This window comes from Myxococcales bacterium (assembly GCA_016716835.1).
GTDB lineage: Bacteria > Myxococcota_A > Polyangia > Haliangiales > Haliangiaceae > JADJUW01.
Window position 1 is genome coordinate 2,570,001 of sequence record JADJUW010000001.1, and the last position, 21,244, is coordinate 2,591,244.

The window sequence follows — 21,244 nt, forward strand, 5'->3', positions numbered from 1 at the left end:
GCCATACCTAAATATGTTTCGGCGAGAACCAGCTATAACCCAGTTTGATTAGCCTTTCACTCCGATCCACAGCTCATCCCCAACATTTTCAACTGTTGTGAGTTCGGCCCTCCAGAGAGTGTTACCTCCCCTTCAGCCTGGCCATGGATAGATCACAGGGTTTCGGGTCTGCAGCAACCGACTAGACGCCCTTATCAGACTCGCTTTCGCTTCGGCTTCACCTATCGGCTTAACCTTGCCGGTCACCACAACTCGCAGGCTCATTATGCAAAGGCACGCGGTCGCACATTCCTTGCGGCATAGTGCTTCCACGGCTTGTAAACATTCGGTTTCAGATTCTTTTCACTCCCCTCGCCGGGGTTCTTTTCACCTTTCCCTCACGGTACTGGTTCACTATCGGTCACCAAGTAATACTTAGGCTTGGAAGATGGTCCTCCCAGATTCCAGCAGGGTTTCCCGTGTCCCGCTGTACTCAGGTACTGATTATGGTCCGTCTAGGTTTCGCTTACGGGGCTCTCACCCTCTGTGGCCGGCCTTTCCATGCCGCTCAACTACCTATACGCAATCCATCGGCTCTAAACCGAACCAGCCCTACAACCCCAGCTGAATAATCAACTGGTTTGGCCTCTTCCGCGTTCGCTCGCCACTACTAGCGGAGTCTCATTTTTGATTTCTTTTCCTGAGGGTACTAAGATGTTTCAGTTCCCCTCGTTCGCTACGTGTGGCCTATGTATTCAGCCTCACGCCACACAGATATTACTCTGTGTCGGTTTCCCGATCTCGGATATCGACGGCTCGATACTTGCTTACAATTCCCCGTCGCTTTTCGCAGTTTTGCCACGTCCTTCTTCGCTTCTTGGTGCCAAGGCATCCACCGAATGCTCTTACTAGCTTAGCCACCAAAACGGTCGCTCGGCAGATTGGGCGATCTCCGCGTCAGCTGCGGCTCGGCTGCTCGTCATTACCAGACGGTAACTCCTCGCATCCTCACCTTGCTTCCTTGACCTCACCCAATCTGCCTTCGCTCGCGCGGAGACGTCTTAGGTTGAGGCTGCGGTCCGTAAACGCGTCACTGCCGGGAAGGCAACTTCACGTCTTTCGAATCAAATCACTCAAACTTTCTCGCTAACTTTTACTCACAACCTTCGGCTTGCGCCGTCGCTCGTGACGTTTCGGAACATGCTAAGCGTACTTACTTTCACCGTAATCCTTAGTCGTTTCAAATATTCCAGACACATGATGAGAACACCGGGTTCAGCTGGCCTTGCGGCAAGCTGAAACTGTTGTCTCTTTCATGGACTTTTGCGTTTCGCACATTTCATCTACACGTGCAAAATCCCAAAGGATTTCGCACTTCTATAAATTATCGTGCTCTCTCTCGTTTCGCTATTCAATTGTAAAAGAACAGTCCGCTTTTGGCGGGGAACGATCAATACTCGATCCGCCGATGAGGTGTCAACGAAAACTCATTTATTTTCGCCTTTTCTTCGGTGCCTCAATATCGAGCACACCCAAAACAACTTTTTCCAGCGTACTTTCGATTGCTTAGAACTTTTTACGCGCGGCATTCACAACTGCGAATGCCGCCCAATTTTTCACCACAATTTCGACTAAATTGTGGGCCAAGCAAGACTTGAACTTGCGACCCCACGCTTATCAAGCGTGTGCTCTAACCAACTGAGCTACTGGCCCCTAAGGGTATGCCTCTTACGGCAGAAACCGCGTTTGTGTCAAGCGGCCGAAGGGCACAACTATAGCTGGCCCCTCTAGGACTGGACAGGTCGTAACCCAAAACGGAGGATACGATGGTGAATGTGAAACAGACAGAGGAAGTAGTGGGCCGCTGGACGGCCAGGCGCAAGGTGGAACTCATCTTGGCCGTGATCAAAGGCGAGACCACGCTGGTGGAGGCGTGTCGTAAGCACGACCTGACCCAGAGCCCTCTCTGCCAACGTAGCTGAGAGGCCGACTTACCCAAAGATTAGTGTTGAGGGCAGTCGAGGTATGCAAGATGATTCAAGGCATGAAAAAAGCGACCGAGGTGTCGTCGGTAGCACAGCGGCGCCGGTTCTCGGTTAACGAAAAGTTGCGAATTCTGCGGGAGGCCGATGCCTGCGGCAAAGAGCGCGGTGGGGTCACGGCCCTGTTGCGCCGGGAAGGGATTTACTCGTCGCATCTGAGTATGTGGCGTCGGCAGCGCCTGGCTGGCCAGTTCGGCGCTGCGCCGAAGAAGCGGGGGCCCCGTGGCGGTGCCACCAGATGCGCGGGATAAGCAAATCGCTGACCTTGAGCGGCGCGCCGCACGGGCGGAGGCGCGGGCCGATCGCGCCGAGCGGTTGTGCGCGCTCCAAAAAAAAGTCTCGGAGCTGTTCGGGATACCGCTGCCGGATCCCGAGAGCGAGCCCAAGCCTTGATGGCGATTGTTGCCGACACCTCGGGCGTCGACGGCGTAGCCTGCACGTGTGCCAGTCTGGGCGTAAGCGTGGCCAGCTACTATCGCGCGCGTCGTCCGCGGGTGCATGGGCCGCGACGGCCGCGGCGATCACCCCGTGCGCTCAGCGCTGCGGAAGCGGCCGATCTGCTATCGATCTTGCATGAAGACCGCTTTGCGGATCTAGCGCCCGCGCAGGTGTATGCGACGCTGCTCGATGAAGAGCGCTTTATTTGCTCAGAGCGCACCATGTATCGCGTGCTCGCGGCGCACCACGAGGTGCGCGAGCGCCGCGCGCAACGGCGCCACCCCGCGTACGCCGCGCCCGAGCTGCTGGCAACCGGGCCAAACCAATTGTGGTCGTGGGACATCACCAAGCTTAAAGGGCCGGCAACGTGGTCCTACTACTACTTATACGTCATTCTCGACGTGTTTAGCCGGTGCGCGGTGGGCTGGATGGTGGCGCCGCGCGAGAGCGCCGAGCTGGCAAAGAAGCTGATCGGCGCGACCTGCGTGCGTCAAGGCATCGACCGCGATCACCTCACCATCCATGCAGATCGTGGCAGCTCGATGCGCTCCAAGCTGGTCGCCGAGCTGCTCGCCGACTTGGGGATCACAAAGACCCATTCGCGGCCGCACGTCTCAAACGATAATCCGTACTCTGAGGCTGGCTTTAAGACGCTGAAATACCGTCCCGATTTCCCGGCGCGGTTTGGCTGCCTAGAAGACGCACGCGCCTACTGCGCCGATTTTTTTGCTTGGTACAACGGTGAGCACTACCACAGCGGCATCGGCCTCCACACGCCGGATGACGTCCACTACGGTCGCGCGCAGGCCCGTACCGCGAAACGGGCCGTCGTATTGGCCGCCGCACAGCGAGCCCACCCTGAGCGTTTCGTCAACGGCACGCCGTGTCCGCCACCACTGCCGACCGCCGTATGGATCAACAAACCAAAGACAGGAGAGGTGATTCCAAGCCAGAACCATTCACTAAATTAAGCCACCTCGGTCTCTCAAATGCGTTGACAGGCTCCGGAGCGAGGTGGAGGGGTGGATGCAAACCTTCCTCAAGAGCGGGGAATCAGGGCTTAAGACCAACGCCAAGGACCTGCAAGATGAGCACGCGCGGGAGGTCAAAGACCTTCGGGCCAAGGTCGGCGAATTGGTGCTGGAGCTTGAAGCTCGAAAAAAGCTGCAAGCTCTGCTCGAACAGGACGAGAGCTAGTCTTGGCGGTGCAGAGCGCGATGCAGGAAGATGGTCACACGGTGAGCGTGGCGCAGTTGTGCCGCTGGTTTGGTGTGGCGCGTTCGTCGTTCTATTACCGCGAACGGTGTCGCCAAACGAGACCACTGAATCCGGCGTTGGTCGAGCTGGTGCGCGCGGGGATTGCCCGCGAGCCCAGCCACGGCGTGCCGATGCTGACTGCAGCGATTCGCCGGGAAACCGGCCTTTGCATCAACCACAAGGCCATCCGGCGCATCGTCCAACTACACGGTTGGCAGGTATGCAAGCGGCCCAAGGGGCAGCGTCCGCGGACCAAAGCCTGGCGATCGCAAGCCTCGCGCCGCGACGAGCGCTGGGCGATAGACACCACCCACCTCATCTGTGGACGCGACGGGTGGTGTCACTTAACGGCCGTGATTGACTGCCATGACCGCAGCATTGTTGGCTGGCGACTGTCGAAGTCGGGCAAGGCGACGGTCGCCGCCGGCGCGCTAGAGGACGCGCTGCGAGCACGGCGGCCGACGAGGCCGCTGACCGTGCGCAGCGACAATGGGCTGGTCTTTGGCGCCGCTGACTTCGTGCGCGTCGTTAAGCAGTACGGCCTGGCCCAGGAATACATCACGCCATACACGCCGGAGCAAAACGGGATGATCGAGCGCTTTTTTTCGCACGCTCAAGGAGGAATGCATCTGGCATCATCGCTTTGCCAGCCAGGACGAGGCCTTCGTGGCCATCGCGAACTATATCGACCACTACAATCAACGGAGACCGCACTCGGCGCTGGGCTACCAGTCGCCGGCTGAGTACATCATGAAATTAGCAGCGTGACCTGTCTTGATTTCAGGGGCCAACTACACAACGACACCGCGCTGCTGGTGCAGGCGCTGACACCGTGCTGCCTGGCTTGGGGCGTCTATGTCCACCATAAAGCCAGCGCGGATCTGGTCCTTTTACGTGGCCGTCGCTTCGTGCGCTGCTCGGTGGACGCGGTTGGCCTGGCCCGTCGGCCCTGCGGCAGGTTCGTCGGCGGGAGCCAAATCGAGCGGAGGCGAAACTGGCTTGCCAGTGAAGAATGATCCCACACGCTTAACTAACGCGCGCAGCTTATCTGCCAGAGGTTTCATGTAGCGCGTGACGGCCACCGCGGGGCGATAATACGCGGTGAAGTCGAGCGCGAGGCCGAAGATGCCAACTGAAAAAACCTGTGCCGTCCCTGTGACGTACGAGCCTCGCGCGTACTCCGTGGGCTTGGTGGCACCAACGTAGCCAAACCCTGCCGAGGCGAAGTTGGGAATGCCGATGCCTTGGCCAAAACCGCGCTTGCTAATGCCGGGCATGTACCAGCCGACCACCGAATCGTAGCCCCACGAGCCAGCAAACGGCGTCGCCGGCCCAGCCGCGATCCCCCATTGTGGTTCTTTCCAGCCCCGTTGCTTGGCCTCGCGGCGATACTCACGGCTTGGAAACCACTTACGCACCTGTAGCGCGAGATTGCCGATCACAGGCCAGCCCGGAATCTGCAGCGTTGCCGCAACGGCGAATTCGAGCGAGGCGGTGTCCATGGTTTCATAGCCAAAGAGATATTCAATCATGTCGGCAAGGCGCCCAAGTCGCGCCGCGCGCTTTGGTGACGTCGCGCGCATCGCGTTGGCGCGCAAGCTCGCCGCAAAGCGATCGGCGCGGTTTTGTTTTTTGGCGACGACCGGCGCGGCGATGGTAGCGGATCGCGCCGTGGTCGTGGCCGCGGTGGCCTTGCGCGACGCGCGCAACGCATGAAGCGCGCGCTTGTCGCCCCGTGCTCCATCGGTTAGCCGCTCGATGTTCCCGGCGCGATAGAGTCGAGAGCGGGCCTGTGCGTGGGCGGGCGCAAACGCCATTATGGCGACCAGCAGCAACAAGGCTGCCGATCGACACCCACTCGCAAAGGAACGCCCCGACAAAATCATGGAATCCCTTAGGTAAGAGCAAACGGCGTGCCACGGGCGAGACCTCGCAACTGGGGGAATTTCATGCCCCAGTTCCCAAGCAGCCGGCATCCTGAGGTCATCGAACCCCAGCGGCGCGGGTCCGCGGGGCACGTGGTCCACGGCGTGAGCCGGCGCGCTGGCGCACGGCGCCCACTTAAATAACTGACGATTCGTCAATTAAATGGGCCGCGACCGTCCCGCCCGACATTGCTGATTCCCGGCCGCCGTCCTACACCGTCGCCAAATGTCTACCAGCCACCGCGTTGACAGGCGCCCTGCTTGGTCGCGAAACTAATAGATACAAATTCAAAAGGGGGATGGATGAAACGTGGACTAATCGCAATCGTCGGCATGCTCACCGCATGTGGCGTCGGCGTACAAGGCGCGGCGCATAACGCAAAATTCTTGAATGTCGAGAACCTGCCAGATGACCCGAACATGAGTTTTACGTCGACCGGCTTTACCATCTACGACAAGACCGGCATCTTGCTCGCCGGGGCGGCCTCGGCAGGCGACGCCTACACGCAACAGCAAGCCGCCAAGGAGAGCGCACAGCGGCAAGCCATCGCCAGCGGCGCGCGCCCCGGCGATACCTATAGCTATTCATACTCGCACAACGTGTATGCGCCGGTGCCTGGCAACTGGACCTACCTAAGCTACGACCGCGGCAAGGGCACGATCAACGACCGCGAGGTTGCTTACAGCGAATTTGATCTGCGGACCAAGCTAGGCAATTGGAAAATTCTTGGCGGCCGCGGGCGCATCGGGATTCCGCTCGGCGTGCTGTGGCTTGAGTACGGAGGCGACGCGGACTTTACGTGGATTGGCATGCCGGCCGGCGTCGACGTCGGCTACACGCTGCGCAAGGACACGACGGTCAATGGCCGAGTCGTGACCGATCCGCTGATTGGCGCGATGGCTGGCTTGTTAGGCGGCGATTGGCTCTACTTGGAGCTTGGCGGCCGCATCGACTATCGGCCGCTGAAGTGGTTTGGCGTCTATGCCGATGCGATGCTGCGCCGCGCGCCTAACCTCGGTGCGGCAGAGTCGGTGCGCGAATGGCAACTAACTGCTGGCGTCGCGTTTGTGTTTGGCGAAAAATTAATGCCCGACAAGTGATCTTGGCTTACAGTAGGACGATGTCCTTAACCGCGCGCTTGCGCTCCTTTGCCCTTGCGAGCCTGTTGCTTGCGCTTTGTGCGGCGGCCCCGGCCAGCGCGCATATTCACCTGACGTATCCGCTGTCTCGCACCGACGATGGCCTTGGCGACCAAAAGGCGCAGCATTGTGGCGCGGTGGCGCGCAACGAGAGCCGCGTGACGCAGTTTAAGCCAGGAGCCACCATTGCCGTGCGCTGGGACGAGACGATCAATCACACCGGCCATTTTCGCATCTCGTTCAATCCCGATGGCGACACGTTTTCGATTCCGCCCGATGCGACGACGACCACGCAAGGCACCGACCCCTTGGTGCTGCACGATCTCATCGCCGATGGCACCAATTGCCTTGAGGTCACCTTGCCCGAGGCGCCGTGCGACAACTGCACGCTGCAGTTTATCCAGCTCATGTACGACAAGCCGCCCTACACCACAGATGTCGATAGCGACGACATCTACTTCAATTGTGCCGACATCGAGCTGACCGACGCGGCGCCCGATGTTACGCCCGCGCAAAGCAGCTGCAGTGACGAGCCCGCGCCGATGACGCCCGGCACCGCCGACGGAGGCTGCAACGCCGGCGGTGCAAGCGGAGGACTTGCGATGCTTGGCCTCGCGTCGCTATGGCTGCGGCGACGGCGCTAACGTAAACATTCACAAGCTGCCCGGGTTGAGCGTCAGCGCCGTCGGTCGCCGCTTGCGAGACATGCGCCGAACGAGACGGACCGCCAAGAGCCAAGCGCCAGGTCGTAGAGCCAGACAAACCCGCTAACCTCATTAACCATCATTACAGTGGCTCCATCGAAATCGACGATTTTGCCCAGATCGTCCGCTAGTTCATGCAGGCTTACCTCCCGGAGATCACTGAGCTGCAAGATGGTCAACTTATGCCTTTCGGCCGCGACGATGGTGTCAGCGTGGTACGCCATCGAGTTCGCGAGCCGTCGCTGTTTGCTGACGAGGTCGATGAGCTCCATGTCGGTAAAGACAATGGAACTATTCGGCAGCGCCCAGAGTTGCCTTAGATCCCAGCGCACCTCGATGGTTTCAGGGGCGCCGCCGAGGCTGCGCACGCGAAACGATTTGTCATAGAGGCGCCACCATACCTCCATCGCGCCAACCTGGTGCCACACCATCGGCTCCAGCAGTTGTGGAGCGCTGGCCTTGCGACGGGCGTCGGGCGCCTTCGAGGGCTCGCAGCGCCCATCTCGCCGCGAGAGCTGCATCAACACTTCGCGGGCGCGAACTTCGCGAGACTCATAGCCGTACTTGCCAGAGCCGGCGTTGGCGAACCAGGGTTTTTGTTCGCTCTCATGCACCAGCGCGGTGCGAACGCGAAGTTCCACCATGTCGGGTGGCAACAAGCGACCGCCGCTCACTTCAGTTGTTGTGCGCGATTGCACGCTGCTACCGAGGCATCCCGTTAGCAGCACCGAGGCAAGCATTGCGGCTACAGAGATCAGCATGACGACAACCTAGTCCAATCGCGGAAGACCAAGGAGTGGATAATTTTGGTGGCGCAATTGCTAAGGGGTCGGCAAGGCGCTTAAGCGCCTCGACTCGCCATATCGGCAGAGATACGAGCTAGTTATTTTGAACAGGCCTAAACGGATACAAAAATGTTGCCAGGGCACTCGGGTTGCGCGTCTGCAGATAGACGGTGCCCTCGCCGGTAAAATCGGCGACGAGGCCTTCGCCGGAGAAGAAGAAGCCCTTGAGGCCGCCGAAGGCGCGAACCTTGTATTGCACGTTTTGCGTAAAGCCGACGATGTGGCCGGTGTCCACGGTGAGCGGCCCGCCGGCAGGCAGCGAGATTTGCCTAATCGCGCCATAGGTGGAATAGAAGACCAGGCCGGGACCGGTCATGCGCAACATAAAGAGGCCGGCGCCGGAGAAGAAGCCTTTGACGCCGCCCCACTTGGTGTCAATGGCGAGCTCATTGCCAAAATGCGCGAGATACGAGCCGCTTTGCAGAAAGAAGACTTCGCCCGGTGCGAGCTCCTTGGTCGCGATATCGCCCTCGTTGCCGGGCGCGAGCCACAGCTCTTGATTGGCGGCGCTGGCGGTATAGGTGTTTTGAAAAAAACTTTCGCCCCCGAGCACGGCGCGCTTTGCCGCCGACAACAAGCCACCCCGAGCCTTGGTCTGAAGCTCGATGCCGGAGCTCATGCTCACCATGGCGCCGGCCTCGGCGAACGTCTGCTCGCCCGTCGCATCGTAGTACACGCGGAGCAATGAAAAATCTGGTCGTCCTAGAATATCAAAACGCATGTGATTATCCTTTGCGGCGGGTTAGCGAGGAGGAAGCTTGGGACCAATGGTTTGGCCAAACACGGTTGGATTGCGAGTTTGCAGATAGACGCGACCGCGGCCGCGAAACCGAAGGACAAAGCCTTCGCCGGAGAGTAACGAAGCGATCCACCCCGAAGACGCCTTGGTAATGTCGTATTGCAGCCCATTGGTAAAGGCGACGACATGCCCCGTATCGACGATCAGCTCGCCGTCGATGTCGGCCCACGAAATCGCGCCAAACGCGTTGAGGATGACGGGACCTTGCCCCGTGGCATGTAAGAAGAAGAACGACTCGCCCGAAAACAAGCCGCGCGTGAAGCCCTGCCACTTGGTGTCGAGATGCACCGAATCGGGCGCCGCGACGTAGCTGCCGCCCTGGATAAACAATTGGTGATCGGGCGCGAGGGGATGCACGATCATGTCGCCGGGTAGGCGCGGCGCCAGGCACAGCTCCGAAGGGCCCTGCGCGGTGAACTCGTTGGTAAAAAACGATTCGCCACCCAGCATCGAGCGCTTGAGGCTCTTGAGCAGGCCGCCCGCCTTACGCGCCTGCGTCTTAACCGAAATGGGACCGGCCATGCTGATCATGGCATCGGCCTCGGCGCGAATAGCATCACCGGGGCCCATGGCGCACACCGCAACCGCGGCGCCGGGACGATGTTGGATATCGATATTCATGGTCATGCCCTTTCTACAGCAGGCGGCGAATCCAGCTAACGGAGGCCGAGAGATTGCGCGATTGAATCCACAACCGGCCCTGGCCGCGAAATTCACAAACAAAACCTTCGCCGGAGAACAAGAATGACTTCATGCTGCCGGCCTTGCGCACCGAAAAATTGAGCGAGTTCTCAAATGCCACGATATGGCCCGTATCTACGATATACGTGCCGTTCACGGGCACCTCGACTACGTCGCCGTACGAGTTTACAAATACCTCGCCATCGCCCTTACATTCAAGCAGCGTCAAGCCCTCGCCGCCAAAGAAGGAGCGCAGGCCCCCCCAACGCACCACGGCGTTGATGTTGCCCGTGCTGGCGAGGTAGCTGCCCCGTTGCACGAACAGGCTGCGCCCTGCCGATATGACTTGCGGCGTGATGGAGCCCGAAAGCGAAGGCGCGAGCACGACCTCGCCGCCGCTGGCCGTCGAGAAATTATTGATAAATACCGTTTCGCCGCCAAAAAATTTGCGGGCCAGCGCGCGAAAAAATGAAAGGAACTTGTGAAAAAAGCCGACGCCCTTGCCGGCATTGAGGCGCGTCGCGATGGCGACACCTGGCGTCATCGACACCATGGCGCCCGCCTCGGCGTCGATCTCGTCGCCGGCGGCAAGTTGCACCCGCAACCACGCATATGATGGTGCATGTTCAATTTGATATTGCATAATGTCCCCGCTCCCTTGGTCTGCAACCGCAAACACTCGCGCGAGATTGCATCACACCCGCTTCGCGATTTGCTACGACCGCCGGCACAAATATCGAGCTTATTGATGTGCTAGGGTGTGGGCGTGAGCACCGATCACAAAGATGGCCCGCGTTCGAGCGAGACCGCGAGCCAAGGCAGTTGGGGTCAGGCTCCGTCGACGCCACCATCAAGCGAGGCGGGCCGCGCGGACGCCCCGCCGCAACACGCATCCCCGCCGCCCGTCATGGATCAACCCATGGCCATCGCCGGCGCCCCCACACATCAGGGGTTTGGCCATACGCATCGGCGGCTGATCATCGAGATCGTCGCGGCGATCGGCGGCCTCTTGCTGATCTTGGTGTTGTCGATGCGGCTGGCATCGTGCGCGGCGGGCTCGATGGTCCGTTTTGTGCCGGTATCGGTCGACCGCCAGCTAGGCGAACTCGCCGCGCTCGCCGTCTCAGGTAGCACGTGTGAAAATGTCGAAGCCAAGCAATACGTGCAAGACATTCTCGACCAGCTGCTGGCCGCGTCCGGCGACACGCGCTTTACGTTTACGCTTTCCATCGCGGACGACGATGCGATCAATGCCTTTGCGGCGCCCGGCGGCATCGTCGTGGTCAACCGCGGGCTGCTCGAAAAGGCCGAAACCGGCGAAGAGGTCGCCGGCGTGTTGGCACACGAGATTCAGCATGTGCTGGGGCGCCATGGCATGGTCAATATTTTGCGGCAAGCGGGCGGCAAGATCATCATCGGCATCGCGCTGGGATGGACCGACGTCGGCGTGTTGTTCTCTTATGCCGGCGACTTGATGGACCTGGCGTACAGCCGCGACCACGAGCGCGATGCAGATAGCGCCGGTCGGGCGATCATGAAGAAAGCCGGCATGGATCCCCGCGGGCTGGCTAAATTTTTTGCGCGACTCAAGGCGGAAGGCGGCGCGCAACCGCCTCCTATCTTATCGACCCACCCCGATCACGACGAACGCATCGTAGCCGCCGAGCGCGACGCGCTTGGCTTTGTGCCGACCCAGACGTTGCCGGTGCCACCGCGCGCCATCGCGTGTAAGTAGCGACGCCGCCAAATTACGTGTCGAGGCGCGCCGCGCGCTATGCAAATCTGGTTACAATTGCGCCATGCTCGCCATGGTTGCCGAACGACTGCTCGCAGACCTCTCGCTGTCACGTGACGACTTCGTGCAGGCCATCGTCGGCAAGGCCTCGCGCTATGGCTTCAATGAGCTGCCGGCCTTGCGGCGCAACATTGAGTTTCCTTCGCGCGCCCTGGCCGATGGCATGCGGCGAGGTGATCGCACGGTCGTCGTGGACGCCATCTTGGCCGTCATGCAAGAACGCATCAATACCGGGTTTGCGCCGCTCGACGTCGTCGAGGCGCTGCTCGCGGCCGTTCCCATCACCCGCCGCATCGCGGTTGGCATCGCGCGCCAAGCCCGCACCGACGAGACCGCCGCCGCCAACGCCACCGAGGAGTTCGTGCTCGGCGTTGTGAGCGATGTCCTCCGCCATGTCAGCGATGGCCAACAACTTGCGCTCGAGAAGATTGAGTTCCAAGCGCGCGAGGTCTCTCAACAAAAACAACAACTCACCAAGGAACACTCTCAGCTTCAGGCGCTACATGAAAAGGTGGTGGGCAGCCTTTCGGCCGGTGTCTGCTTCGTCGAGACGGGGAGCAATATGATTGCGCTGCACAATCGGCGCTTCTGCGAGATCATGCGGCTGCCGACGAGCTCGCTCAACGGCAAGCGAATTAACGAGGTCTTTGCGCAGTATCAAGGCATTCCGATCGACCAGATGATCGAGCGGGTGCGCGCCACCGACCGCCTGCCCGGCACCAAGCTCACCTTCACCACGCCCGCCGGGGAACCGCTGACCGTCTTGCTCAGGGTCGAGCGCTTGCGTGGTGGCAACGATGACGTGCGCGGCTCGATTATTATCGTCGACGATATCAGCGAGCGTGAGGTCTTATTGCAGTCGATCTCGCGCTTTGTGTCGCCCGCCTTCGCCGCGCGCCTGCTCGAGGGCAAGCAGAGCGATTTCGGCGAGGCCGAAGAGCGCGACATTACGGTGCTGTTTGCCGACATTCGCGGCTTCACTTCGATGTCCGAGGCCATGCCGCTGATCGAGCTGCACACGATGCTCAATAGCTACTTTAGCGCCGCGACCGACGCCATTGCCGAGCACAATGGCACCATCGACAAGTTCATCGGCGACAACATCATGGCCATCTTCGCGACCGGCGAGGACTGCGGCGCCAATGCGGCGATGCGTGCCGCCTTGGCGATCATTCGCAAGGTCGATCAGCTCAACGTCCTGCGCGCCCGCGCGGGCCAGCCGGCGCTCGATATCGGCATTGGCATTTCAACCGGTTTAGCGCGGCTGGGCGTGCTGGGCGCGCGTGCCCGCGCCAGCTATACGGCGATCGGCGACACCGTCAACGTGGCGGCGCGGCTGCAAGCAATGGCCGGTCCGCGCGAAATTCTATTGTCCGAGGCGACGCGGACGCACGTGACGGAGCTTGCGTCGATTGATTCGCTAGGGCCGGTGCGGCTCAAGGGCCGGCTGTCGCCGATTAACCTGTTCTCGGTCCGCTTGGCGGCCGAGCCGGTCGTGCTGGCAGAGGACACGACCAGGCCGATCAACCTCCCGCCGCCGAGCTACCCCGACATCGATATCGCCACCAAGATCACGCGCCTGGCCACGCGCAATGGCCTGTCCGACGCCGCGATCGAAATCTCCGATGACCGTATCGAACGCAGCGAGCGCGACTAGTGCCGTGCCCCAGATGTTATGAGCCAGGCTGCGCCGGGATGACGTCCGAGGCCAAGGCGCGAGGAGTGGAGTTTGGTGGTTCCAAACGACCGACGAGCAACGCAGGCATCGGGCGTCAGACCTAGCAGAGTGGCTCATGTTATCTGGGACACGGCACTAGCCGCGACGGCGGGTAAGGTGCCCCGCCGCGATCGGCGCCACCCCGGTGACTGACATGCTGCCGTCGGCGGCAATGCGGAACTCGAGCTCGGGCGTCGCCGCAAGCTGCGCCGCCGTATAACGCGAGGTCAGCAGGTGTGGCACTTGGTTGCGCGAGCCGCGCAACTCGGTGGCGAGGCGATCTCCGGCGACGTACCTGCCGTCAATGAGTACGTCGATGCCAGCTAGGATCGGCGCGGCGTCAGGCCTTTGCCGCAGCTCGGCCAGGGTGTAGCCGGAGAAAACGACGATGCTCGGGGTGCGGTCTTTGTGTTGAATGTGCCCAATACCGCCCACCAACGCGGTTAGCGCCAGGGGCTGTTCAAATGGCTCACCGCCGGAAATCGTCACGCCCTCGATCTCGCCGGCGGTAAATCGCTGCGCGATGCCTTCAAGCAAGGTCGCGATAGCCACCGGCGTGCCGACGCCGGCCGCGTGCGTGCTTGGATTAAAACAACCCGGACAAGCGAGGGTGCAGCCCTGAAACCAGATGACGGTGCGCTCGCCTGGGCCATTGGCGCGGCTGCGAGGCACCACCGCGTGGACGAACGCGGCCTCGCCGAGGTGATTCATGGCGCAGGCGGCGCAACGATCGGACGCGGCCGCTGGCCGCCCGTGACGCGCAAGACATCGAGCTCGCGAAAAAGCAGATCCGGCGACGACACCGAGCTCTCGATGCCGTTGGTCGGGACGAAGCCGCTTTCGGCACCACCGCCAAGCTTGTGTTCGAGGTACGGATCAGGCGACGCCAAGAAGTTGCTCACTGTGCTCGTGTTGCCGCCCGCGACGATGTCCTTCCATGCGCGAATCGGCACCGCGGCGAGCTGCACGCCGCGTAGCAGCTCTTCGCGGCCGTTAGGATAGAGGCGATACGCCAGCGTGGCGGGCGGCGGCAGATCGAGATCCGCATTTTGCAACACCGCGAGGATTTCGCGACGCGTGAACTCCGGCGCGCCGGTAATGGCGGCGTCATCGAGCTGGCGAATGATAAGCCCGAACGGAAGCCCTTCTTCTTTGACGATGGCGAGCAGTTTGGCGCGCAACGCGGCGCGCGCGAGCCCACCCCTAAATGCAATCACCGTATTGGTGGCGGTGCCAAAAAACATGCCACCCGGCGCGACGCGACGCGCGTGCCCGTTGGACGTGTCGCCCTTGGCGGCCGGGGTGCGGCTCTTGAGCAAGGCCGTCAGCACGCCATTTTTGGCAACCTCGACGCGCTGCGCGACGATGCCCTCGTCGTCAAACTTGTAGCCACCGATGACCGCGACGCCGTTTATGGCATGCACCGACGGATCGTCGCTGACTGACATGCCGGCGGGGAAGACCCGGAGGCCAACCTTGTCCGAGAGCGCGCCGCCAAAGCGCTTGGCCTGCTGCGGCGAGAGGCCCTCGGCGAGCGGCGTGCCGCCCAGGTGTGGCGTCAGCGTATGGCGCGCGATGGCCGTGGCGGCCTCGCCCTCAAATAAGATGGGGCCGGTGTAGCGGTCGATGCTAGGCGCCTCGCTTTGCGCTTGCAGCTGCCTGATCAGGCCGTCGATGGCGCTCGCCAGCTGCGCATCCGTTGGCAGCTGCTGCTCGGTGGTGCCATAGCGAATATAGTACTGCGCAATGTCTTGGCCATCGCTCGCCTGGCCGTTGGCGACGATGCTGACGCCGGTGGCACGCCGCGCATCGGTCGCCGAGGTGCCTTCGCTGTTGAGATACCAGCGCCGCTCGATGTACGTGGTGAACGCGACGCGCGAATCGCGAATGCCGGTATGGCCGGCAAATAGCTTTGAGAGCGCGTTGGCGCGCGTCGTCAGCGACGCGAGCGATTCCATCGCCGGCGGTAGCACCTGCTCCTCGCTGACAAAGGCCTTGGCCGCCTCCCAGCTTGGGATATCGCGCTTGAGCGCGCCGCTGTCGCGAGCCTCGGTCTTGGCGCGCAATTGGATAAGCGCTTCCTTGTAGGCGGCGTCGGTGACCAGCCACGCGGCGCGGCGGGCCATCCGCGGCGTAGCCTCGAGCGGCAGGCTCGTGGAGGCGACGCCGTCAATGTGCTCGGCGCGTGGGACGATAAAGTTGCCGTTGTCAAAGGCAAATGATCCGACGCGAACGCGTGCCTCGATGCTAACGAAGTGGCGATCGCGCGACAGCAGCGTCGAGCCCATGGTTGATGAGACGTTAATCACCTCCACCTCGGTGATCTTGTAGGAGATATGGTACGGCTTGGGTGCGCCTGGAATTTGCAGGCGCTCGATGGCGCGATTCATCTCCTCGGCGATGGCATCTAGGATGGCTTCATTGATGGCGCGCGAGGGCGGCGCCTTGGCGGCAGGCGCCGGCGCGGCAACGGTTGCCGGAACGCGCGCGACGATGGCGCCGACGGCCAAGGCCAAGCTTGTGATGGAGGAAAGCATAGGCGAAGCCTTGCGGTGTAGCTTGTTCATGGATTAACGGCTCCCCTGGGACGCGCGTATGCTCGGCGGCGAGAGCACCGGCGGCCGATCAGGCGGCGTGAAGCTCTTCTCAATTTCAAGCCGCTCGATGAGCAGACTCGGGGCGGACGCCGATACCGGGACCCAACCGCTTTCCGCGCCACAGACGCCATTGAAGGTCTCGACGTCACGGCTGGCGGCGCGAATGGATTGCAGCGCGACCAGCGGCGTGCCGCTGATGTCGATGCCGCGGACCAATTCGCGGCGGCCATCCGGATAGAGGCGATACGCCATGTTGGGATTTACCTTGAACGCCTGCGGCGCGAAGACGTCGGTGTTAGTGAAGCCACCACTAATATCGGTGAAGATCATGCCGTACGGCCGGCCCTGTTTTTTGATTTCTTCGAGGAGCAAGCGCTCGAGCTCGCTGCGCTCGACGGATTTGGAGACCGAAACGACGAGATTGCCCTGCCGCGACACCGGCGGCAGGCCCGGCGAATGGCGACCATGGCCATTTGATCCGGCGAAGCCATCAATGGGGATGCGCCCCATCAAAAAGCCCTTGAGCACGCCGTTGGTAACCAGCGGCGTATGCTGGGCCCTTACGCCCTGGTTGTCGAAACGGTAAAAGCCGTTGAGCCACGTGCCGTTGAGCGAGCGCACGCGCGGATCGTCGTAGACGGTCAGCCAGGTGGGCATGATTTCTTTGCCGACGTAGGCGGAAAACGTCTTGCCGCTGGTGTCGCCCTTTTGACGATGGCCCTCAATACGATGGCCAAACACCTCGTGGAAAAATACGCCGGCGGCACGGCCTTCCAAAATGGCCGGCCCGACATACGGTTCGGCCAGCGGCGCGTCGCTGAGCGCTTGCAATTCGTCGGTGACGGTCTTGATGATCGTTTCGACGGCGACATCGTCGGGCAGGCCAGCCGGCGTCTCGGCGTAGCGTTGCTCGAGCCGAGACAGGCCCATGCCATCGTCGGCCTTGACTCCAACCGAGACGCTCATCTGCGCCCAGGTGTTAGATTGTTGAATCTTGCTGCCCTCGCTGTTGACGTACCATACCGTGGTTTCTTGCAGCATCACGCCGCAGCCGCCGCGGGTGACGACGCCGCGATAGGTGCGCGATGAGCAGAGCTTGAGGCGTTCAAGCCACTGCGCCTTATCAAACGCCAAGCGCCTGCGCGGCTCGACAAAGTTCTCAGGCGGCTGCGACGAGAAATCGGCCGCCTTGGCGGGCTTGGACAAGGTCATTTGATCTTGTTCGACATAGGTTAAGGCCTGGGCAGCTTCGCGATACCGGCGATCGGTTTCGAGCCATAAGAGCTGTGAGGCCGCGATCGTGTTGCCGGTGCTCCACGCCGGCACAGGCGCCTGGCGCGCCAAGGGTTCATTGAGATTGTCACCATCGACGGCCAGCGTGCGGCTGTTGTCGAGCGTGGGGCTGCCGACGCGCACGTCGATGTCGAGCAGGCGGTCGGTATCGTCCTCATCGCTGACGATGGCGCCGCCCTCAGCCTCAAGGCTGACCACGCGTCGCTCCGTGATTTGATAGCTCAGATAATAAGGCGGTTTGCTAGTGGTAGGCCGCGCCGCCAGCCAACGCGTCATTTCGCTCGCCATGACGGTCAGGATGGGGTCGGCTTCGGAGGGCTTGTGGCCCTCCATGGGCTCGGACGTCGCAAGTTCAAGCTTGGACGCGACATCTGGCAGCGCCACATGCATGGTTGCGGGCTCCGCGACGGGGGCTTTGCCTTGCTTGGGGCCACAACTAGCGGAGGCAACCAGGGCCCCGGCGACGATCACGGCCGCCAGGCTGGCCGTACGAATATTAGACATGTCGCTAGGGTATGGGGAACCCGGGGCGAGATCAAATCGAGGCGAGGGGTTCTGTGGAAAATCGCATGCCGGTGCGACGCAGGCGTTCGATAAGCGGTGCCGCCATGGTCGAGGCCGGCGTGCGAATGCCGCCGGGGTGCGCGTTTGGTCTTTCCTGGGCGCGTGGCACATCGCGCAGCAGGCACAGCGCGGCCTCGGCAAGCATCACGCTCGTGCCACCATAGCCCGGGTCGCGATCATCGGCAACGACGACTTGCGCGCGACGGCCATCCATGGCCTCGCCGTGGATGACGATTTCGTAGCGTCCAGCGCGGCGTGCCGCGGTGGATGGGCCCTGTCCCGGTGGCGTCGCTATACGGCGCAACACCGCGCGAAGAGGTGACAGTGCGGTTGCCGCCAATGCCGTTTTCATGCCGGCCGCGATCAGCTCGGCCTTGAGACGACTTGGCGCGCACATCGCCTCATCATAGGCAAACGCGGTGCCATAGGCATGGCCTAGCAAGGCGTTGGTGCGATGGACCACGGGCACGTCGATCGCATCCATGACAAAGGGTGCCGTCCACGACGCCAGCGTGGCGTCATAGGCGACGCGCCGCGGCGGCATCGGCGTGACCGCGGCGTCGGGCAGCAACGCGTTACTATTGTTGGCCCACGCCGCCGCCGCGGGATCGCGGCCGCGCTCGTCCATCAGCTGCAACATGCTCGCGAGCGTGCCGCCGCTGACCCCGCCCCGCATGCGGCGGACGCGCAGGTGTGCCGTGCGCAAGGGCGCCGCCAGCGTTTGATGTAGCAGCCACAAGCCGAGATCGGCCGGGATGCAGTCAAAGCCGCAGCAATGCACGACGCGCGCGCGCGAGGCGACGGCGGTAGCGTGAAAGGCCTGCACGTTGCGGCGGATCCACTGCGGCTCGCCGGTGAGGTCGACATAATCGCGCCCGAGCTCGGCGCAGGCGGCGACCAGCGGCGTGCCGTGCAGCGCATATGGCCCAACGGTTGAGATGACGAGCCGCGTGCGCGCGACCATCGCCCGCAGCGAGGCCTCATCGTGGCTGTCGGCGATGATGAAAGGGATGTCGCGCTGCGGCGGCAGCGCGTCGCGCACGCGCGCGAGCTTGCTGGCATCGCGCCCTGCGATGGCCCACCGCAAATCGGCGGGTGCATGCGCGGCGAGGTACGACGCGACGAGCTGGCCAGTATAGCCCGTGGCACCCCACAGAATGAGTTCGAACTCCATGGCTCGTCGTAGCACATCAGATCGCGCGAACTCATGCTTGACGCCGCGGCGTTTGTGCCGCAAACCGCGGCATGAGCGGTTTTGAGCAACTCTTGGCCCTGCAGCCAGTAGCGCCTGGCCAGTATCGCGCGCAAATCCCCGATGCGTGGCAACAAGGTCGCGGCGCGTTTGGCGGGCTAGTCGGCGCGCTTTTGCTGCGCGCGACGCATGCGCACATGCCGCCCACGCCCGTGCGATCGGTGACGGCGCAATTTTTTGCGCCCGCGATGGTCGGCGCGGCCGAACTGCTAGTGACGGTGCAAAAAGTTGGTAGCAACGTAGCGGTGGCGAGCGTCGTGATGATGCAAGCTGGCGCCGCGGTGGCGAATGCCACGATTGTCCGCGGCGGCGAGCGCGCCACTCCGCTGACGTGGAACGAACTGGCGCCGCCCGTGATGAAGCCGTTCGACGCCTGCGCCGCGATGCCGCGCGGCGTGCCATTTGCGCCCGTGTTTACGCAACATTTCGATTATCGACCAACCGGCCCGTTGCCGTTTTCAGGCGGCACCTCGGCGCGATGCGAAGGCTGGATCGCGGTGCGCAAGGCGGGTGCCGCTGATGGCGAAGCGGCGATTAGCGACGAGCTTGTGCTGGCGTATGCCGACGCTTATTGGACGGCCGCGATGGTAAAAATGCAGGCGCCGCGCCCGGCGGCCACGGTGTCGTTTGCGCTGCAGTATGGCCATTGCGGCGCCTCTCGCGTGGCGCAGCCGCTATATCTGCGTGCGCACACGCCCTATGCGGCCGGGGGGTATGTCACCGAGTTTCGCGAGCTGTGGACCGCCAGCGGGGAGCTGGTCGCGACCAACCAGCAGGTGATTGCGATTATTGCCTAGTGTCGCCGGGGCCAAGGCGTTTTGGCTTGAGTTGGCGCGCCCGGCTTGCTACCGCGAGGCCATGAAAGCCGCTGCGCCCCGGTCGCCACGATCTCGCCTGCTGCTCACGCTGTTGTCGTCGCTGGCGATGTCGGCGGCCGCTTGCGACCGCGGCGAGGATACGCCCCCCCCTGTCCCTGGCGAGGACCCAAAGCTTGGACCATCGGGCTGCAAGCTAGGCTTTGCCGGCGTGCCGTGCCTCATGGCGGCCATGCGCGAGGCGACCTTCGCGTGCGACGCCGAACGCGTCGCGGACTTGGTCGAAGATCTGCAGGCGCGTCGCGGCCACTGGGCGATGTGGCATGACCAAACCGCGATGTTCGTCGCCGAAGAGGCGGGCGACATCGCCGGCAGCTTTAACGATTGGCAGCCCACGCTGGCGCTGACGCAATTTTGCGATTCGGCCTTGTACGTCGCCGACGTCGCACTCACCTCGGGCACGCATCAGTATAAGATCGTGCGCGGCGACGACTACGAGCTCGACAGCAACAATTGGGCCTTTGCCTACGATGCCTTTGAAGGCAACGCGGATGGTCGCAACTCGGTGCTTAACACGTACGACTCCGGTCGCGGCCATCTCGAGGCGTCGCCAGCACCCTTGTGTTCGGAGGCGCTCAGCAATTGTCGCGAGGTCAAGGCGTATGTGCCGGCGGGCTATGCGGCGCCGACGCGCAAGGGCCGCTATCCCGTGCTGTACGTGCACGACGGGCAAAACGTCTTTGACGACGCGACGTGCTGTTTTAACGGCAGCGGCTGGGAGCTGAATCTCACGGCCGACGAAGAAATTGCCGCCGGGCGCGCCGCACCGTTCATTATTGTTGCCGCCGATCACGGCGGCCTCGGCCGCGGCGACGAATATGGCTGGGTCGAGAGCGCTGGCGGCAAGCAAGCTGCGTTCATGGCCTTTCAGGTCCAGTCGATTCAACCCGACGCCGAAGCGCGCTGGGACATCGACGGAGCGCGGCGATTTGTGCTGGGATCGTCGCTCGGTGGCCTTATTTCGTATCGCCTGGCGTTTGCCTATCCCGACGTCTATATCGGTGCGGGCGCCATGTCGGGCGCGTTCTGGCCCGGGCTCGACACGCAAACCGGCATGCTCGACCTGCTGGCGACGCTGGCGCCGGGCGATGGCCCGGACGTAGCCATCTATCTCGATCACGGCGGCAGCGTCGCCAACGACAACGACGGCATGGAAGACAGCGTCGACGTCGCGGAGGCGCTTGAGGGGCTAGGCTACGCGCGGCAGGTGTCGCCAACGTGCAGCCCCGATCCCCGCGCGCTTTGCTATCACCACGAGCTCGGCGCGTCACACAGCGAAAGCGCATGGCGCGCACGCGCGTGGCGGCCGATGCGGTTTTTCTTCGCGCCGTAACCGTGGCA

General features: G+C 62.3%; 20 protein-coding genes, 1 tRNA gene, 1 rRNA gene and 1 pseudogene (1 of these 23 running past the window's edge). 12 read left to right on the forward strand and 11 right to left on the reverse strand.

All coding sequences use genetic code 11. The features are described 5' to 3' along the window. Together IPL79_11300 and IPL79_11305 are read right to left on the reverse strand one after the other, a co-directional pair. Positions 1-898 (reverse strand): 23S ribosomal RNA (locus IPL79_11300); it reaches 2,084 nt to the left of the window's first position. Between the two features lie 720 nt (positions 899-1,618). Next, positions 1,619-1,692, reverse strand: a tRNA-Ile gene (locus IPL79_11305). Positions 1,693-1,814: 122 nt separating this feature from the next. Between IPL79_11305 and IPL79_11310 the strand changes: the two genes are divergently transcribed. From IPL79_11310 to IPL79_11335, 6 genes and pseudogenes are all read left to right on the forward strand, one after another. Then, the gene (locus IPL79_11310; protein MBK9071572.1) at positions 1,815-1,961 is read left to right on the forward strand and encodes a DUF1153 domain-containing protein; all 147 of its coding nucleotides are present in this window, start codon (positions 1,815-1,817) and stop codon (positions 1,959-1,961) included. A gap of 62 nt (positions 1,962-2,023) precedes the next feature. After that, on the forward strand, positions 2,024-2,272 hold the full coding sequence (locus tag IPL79_11315) for a transposase (GenBank protein ID MBK9071573.1): 249 nt from the start codon (positions 2,024-2,026) through the stop codon (positions 2,270-2,272). Beyond that, positions 2,244-2,414: a hypothetical protein gene (locus IPL79_11320; protein ID MBK9071574.1), complete on the forward strand. Its 171-nt coding sequence runs from the start codon at positions 2,244-2,246 to the stop codon at positions 2,412-2,414. Before IPL79_11315 ends, IPL79_11320 begins: the two co-directional genes overlap by 29 nt. Then, complete coding sequence (locus tag IPL79_11325; protein MBK9071575.1) at positions 2,414-3,430, forward strand: IS3 family transposase; 1,017 nt, start codon at positions 2,414-2,416, stop codon at positions 3,428-3,430. Before IPL79_11320 ends, IPL79_11325 begins: the two co-directional genes overlap by 1 nt. Before the next feature lie 55 nt (positions 3,431-3,485). After that, complete coding sequence (locus IPL79_11330) at positions 3,486-3,656, forward strand: hypothetical protein (GenBank protein ID MBK9071576.1); 171 nt, start codon at positions 3,486-3,488, stop codon at positions 3,654-3,656. 20 nt (positions 3,657-3,676) lie between these two features. Next, a pseudogene (locus IPL79_11335) lies at positions 3,677-4,484 on the forward strand (IS3 family transposase). A 122-nt stretch (positions 4,485-4,606) separates the two neighbouring features. Here IPL79_11335 and IPL79_11340 read toward each other — a convergent pair. Continuing rightward, positions 4,607-5,602, reverse strand: a complete 996-nt coding sequence (locus IPL79_11340; protein ID MBK9071577.1) for a hypothetical protein — start codon at positions 5,600-5,602, stop codon at positions 4,607-4,609. 342 nt (positions 5,603-5,944) lie between these two features. Here IPL79_11340 and IPL79_11345 point away from each other — a divergent pair, with 342 nt between their 5' ends. Next, on the forward strand, positions 5,945-6,742 hold the full coding sequence (locus IPL79_11345; protein ID MBK9071578.1) for a hypothetical protein: 798 nt from the start codon (positions 5,945-5,947) through the stop codon (positions 6,740-6,742). 20 nt (positions 6,743-6,762) lie between these two features. Further along, positions 6,763-7,425 (forward strand): lytic polysaccharide monooxygenase, encoded by a 663-nt coding sequence (locus tag IPL79_11350; GenBank protein ID MBK9071579.1) that lies wholly within the window; start codon positions 6,763-6,765, stop codon positions 7,423-7,425. A gap of 32 nt (positions 7,426-7,457) precedes the next feature. On the opposite strand, the gene IPL79_11355 is transcribed toward IPL79_11350, so the two are convergent. From IPL79_11355 to IPL79_11370, 4 genes are all read right to left on the reverse strand, one after another. Further along, on the reverse strand, positions 7,458-8,246 hold the full coding sequence (locus IPL79_11355; protein MBK9071580.1) for a hypothetical protein: 789 nt from the start codon (positions 8,244-8,246) through the stop codon (positions 7,458-7,460). 118 nt (positions 8,247-8,364) lie between these two features. Then, positions 8,365-9,051, reverse strand: coding sequence for a TIGR00266 family protein (locus IPL79_11360; protein MBK9071581.1), 687 nt, complete (start codon positions 9,049-9,051; stop codon positions 8,365-8,367). A 21-nt stretch (positions 9,052-9,072) separates the two neighbouring features. After that, complete coding sequence (locus IPL79_11365; GenBank protein MBK9071582.1) at positions 9,073-9,750, reverse strand: TIGR00266 family protein; 678 nt, start codon at positions 9,748-9,750, stop codon at positions 9,073-9,075. A gap of 13 nt (positions 9,751-9,763) precedes the next feature. Then, positions 9,764-10,453: a TIGR00266 family protein gene (locus tag IPL79_11370; GenBank protein MBK9071583.1), complete on the reverse strand. Its 690-nt coding sequence runs from the start codon at positions 10,451-10,453 to the stop codon at positions 9,764-9,766. Between the two features lie 123 nt (positions 10,454-10,576). Here IPL79_11370 and IPL79_11375 point away from each other — a divergent pair, with 123 nt between their 5' ends. Both IPL79_11375 and IPL79_11380 read left to right on the forward strand, forming a co-directional pair. Further along, positions 10,577-11,545, forward strand: a complete 969-nt coding sequence (locus IPL79_11375; protein MBK9071584.1) for a M48 family metallopeptidase — start codon at positions 10,577-10,579, stop codon at positions 11,543-11,545. Between the two features lie 64 nt (positions 11,546-11,609). Continuing rightward, positions 11,610-13,262, forward strand: a complete 1,653-nt coding sequence (locus IPL79_11380; GenBank protein MBK9071585.1) for a PAS domain S-box protein — start codon at positions 11,610-11,612, stop codon at positions 13,260-13,262. Between the two features lie 156 nt (positions 13,263-13,418). On the opposite strand, the gene IPL79_11385 is transcribed toward IPL79_11380, so the two are convergent. Genes IPL79_11385 through IPL79_11400 form a run of 4 tightly spaced genes read right to left on the reverse strand, consistent with a single transcriptional unit; the run spans position 13,419 to position 18,950 of the window. Next, a complete protein-coding gene (locus IPL79_11385; protein MBK9071586.1) occupies positions 13,419-14,033 on the reverse strand; it encodes a radical SAM protein in 615 nt (204 codons plus the stop codon). After that, entirely contained in the window at positions 14,030-15,859 is a 1,830-nt protein-coding gene (locus IPL79_11390) for a hypothetical protein (protein MBK9071587.1), read from the reverse strand. Before IPL79_11390 ends, IPL79_11385 begins: the two co-directional genes overlap by 4 nt. Positions 15,860-15,892: 33 nt before the next feature. Then, positions 15,893-17,716: a hypothetical protein gene (locus tag IPL79_11395; GenBank protein MBK9071588.1), complete on the reverse strand. Its 1,824-nt coding sequence runs from the start codon at positions 17,714-17,716 to the stop codon at positions 15,893-15,895. A gap of 31 nt (positions 17,717-17,747) precedes the next feature. After that, complete coding sequence (locus IPL79_11400; protein MBK9071589.1) at positions 17,748-18,950, reverse strand: saccharopine dehydrogenase NADP-binding domain-containing protein; 1,203 nt, start codon at positions 18,948-18,950, stop codon at positions 17,748-17,750. Between the two features lie 71 nt (positions 18,951-19,021). Here IPL79_11400 and IPL79_11405 point away from each other — a divergent pair, with 71 nt between their 5' ends. After that, the gene (locus IPL79_11405; GenBank protein ID MBK9071590.1) at positions 19,022-19,825 is read left to right on the forward strand and encodes a thioesterase family protein; all 804 of its coding nucleotides are present in this window, start codon (positions 19,022-19,024) and stop codon (positions 19,823-19,825) included. 61 nt (positions 19,826-19,886) lie between these two features. Further along, entirely contained in the window at positions 19,887-21,236 is a 1,350-nt protein-coding gene (locus IPL79_11410; GenBank protein MBK9071591.1) for a hypothetical protein, read from the forward strand. The last annotated feature ends 8 nt before the right edge of the window (positions 21,237-21,244 follow it).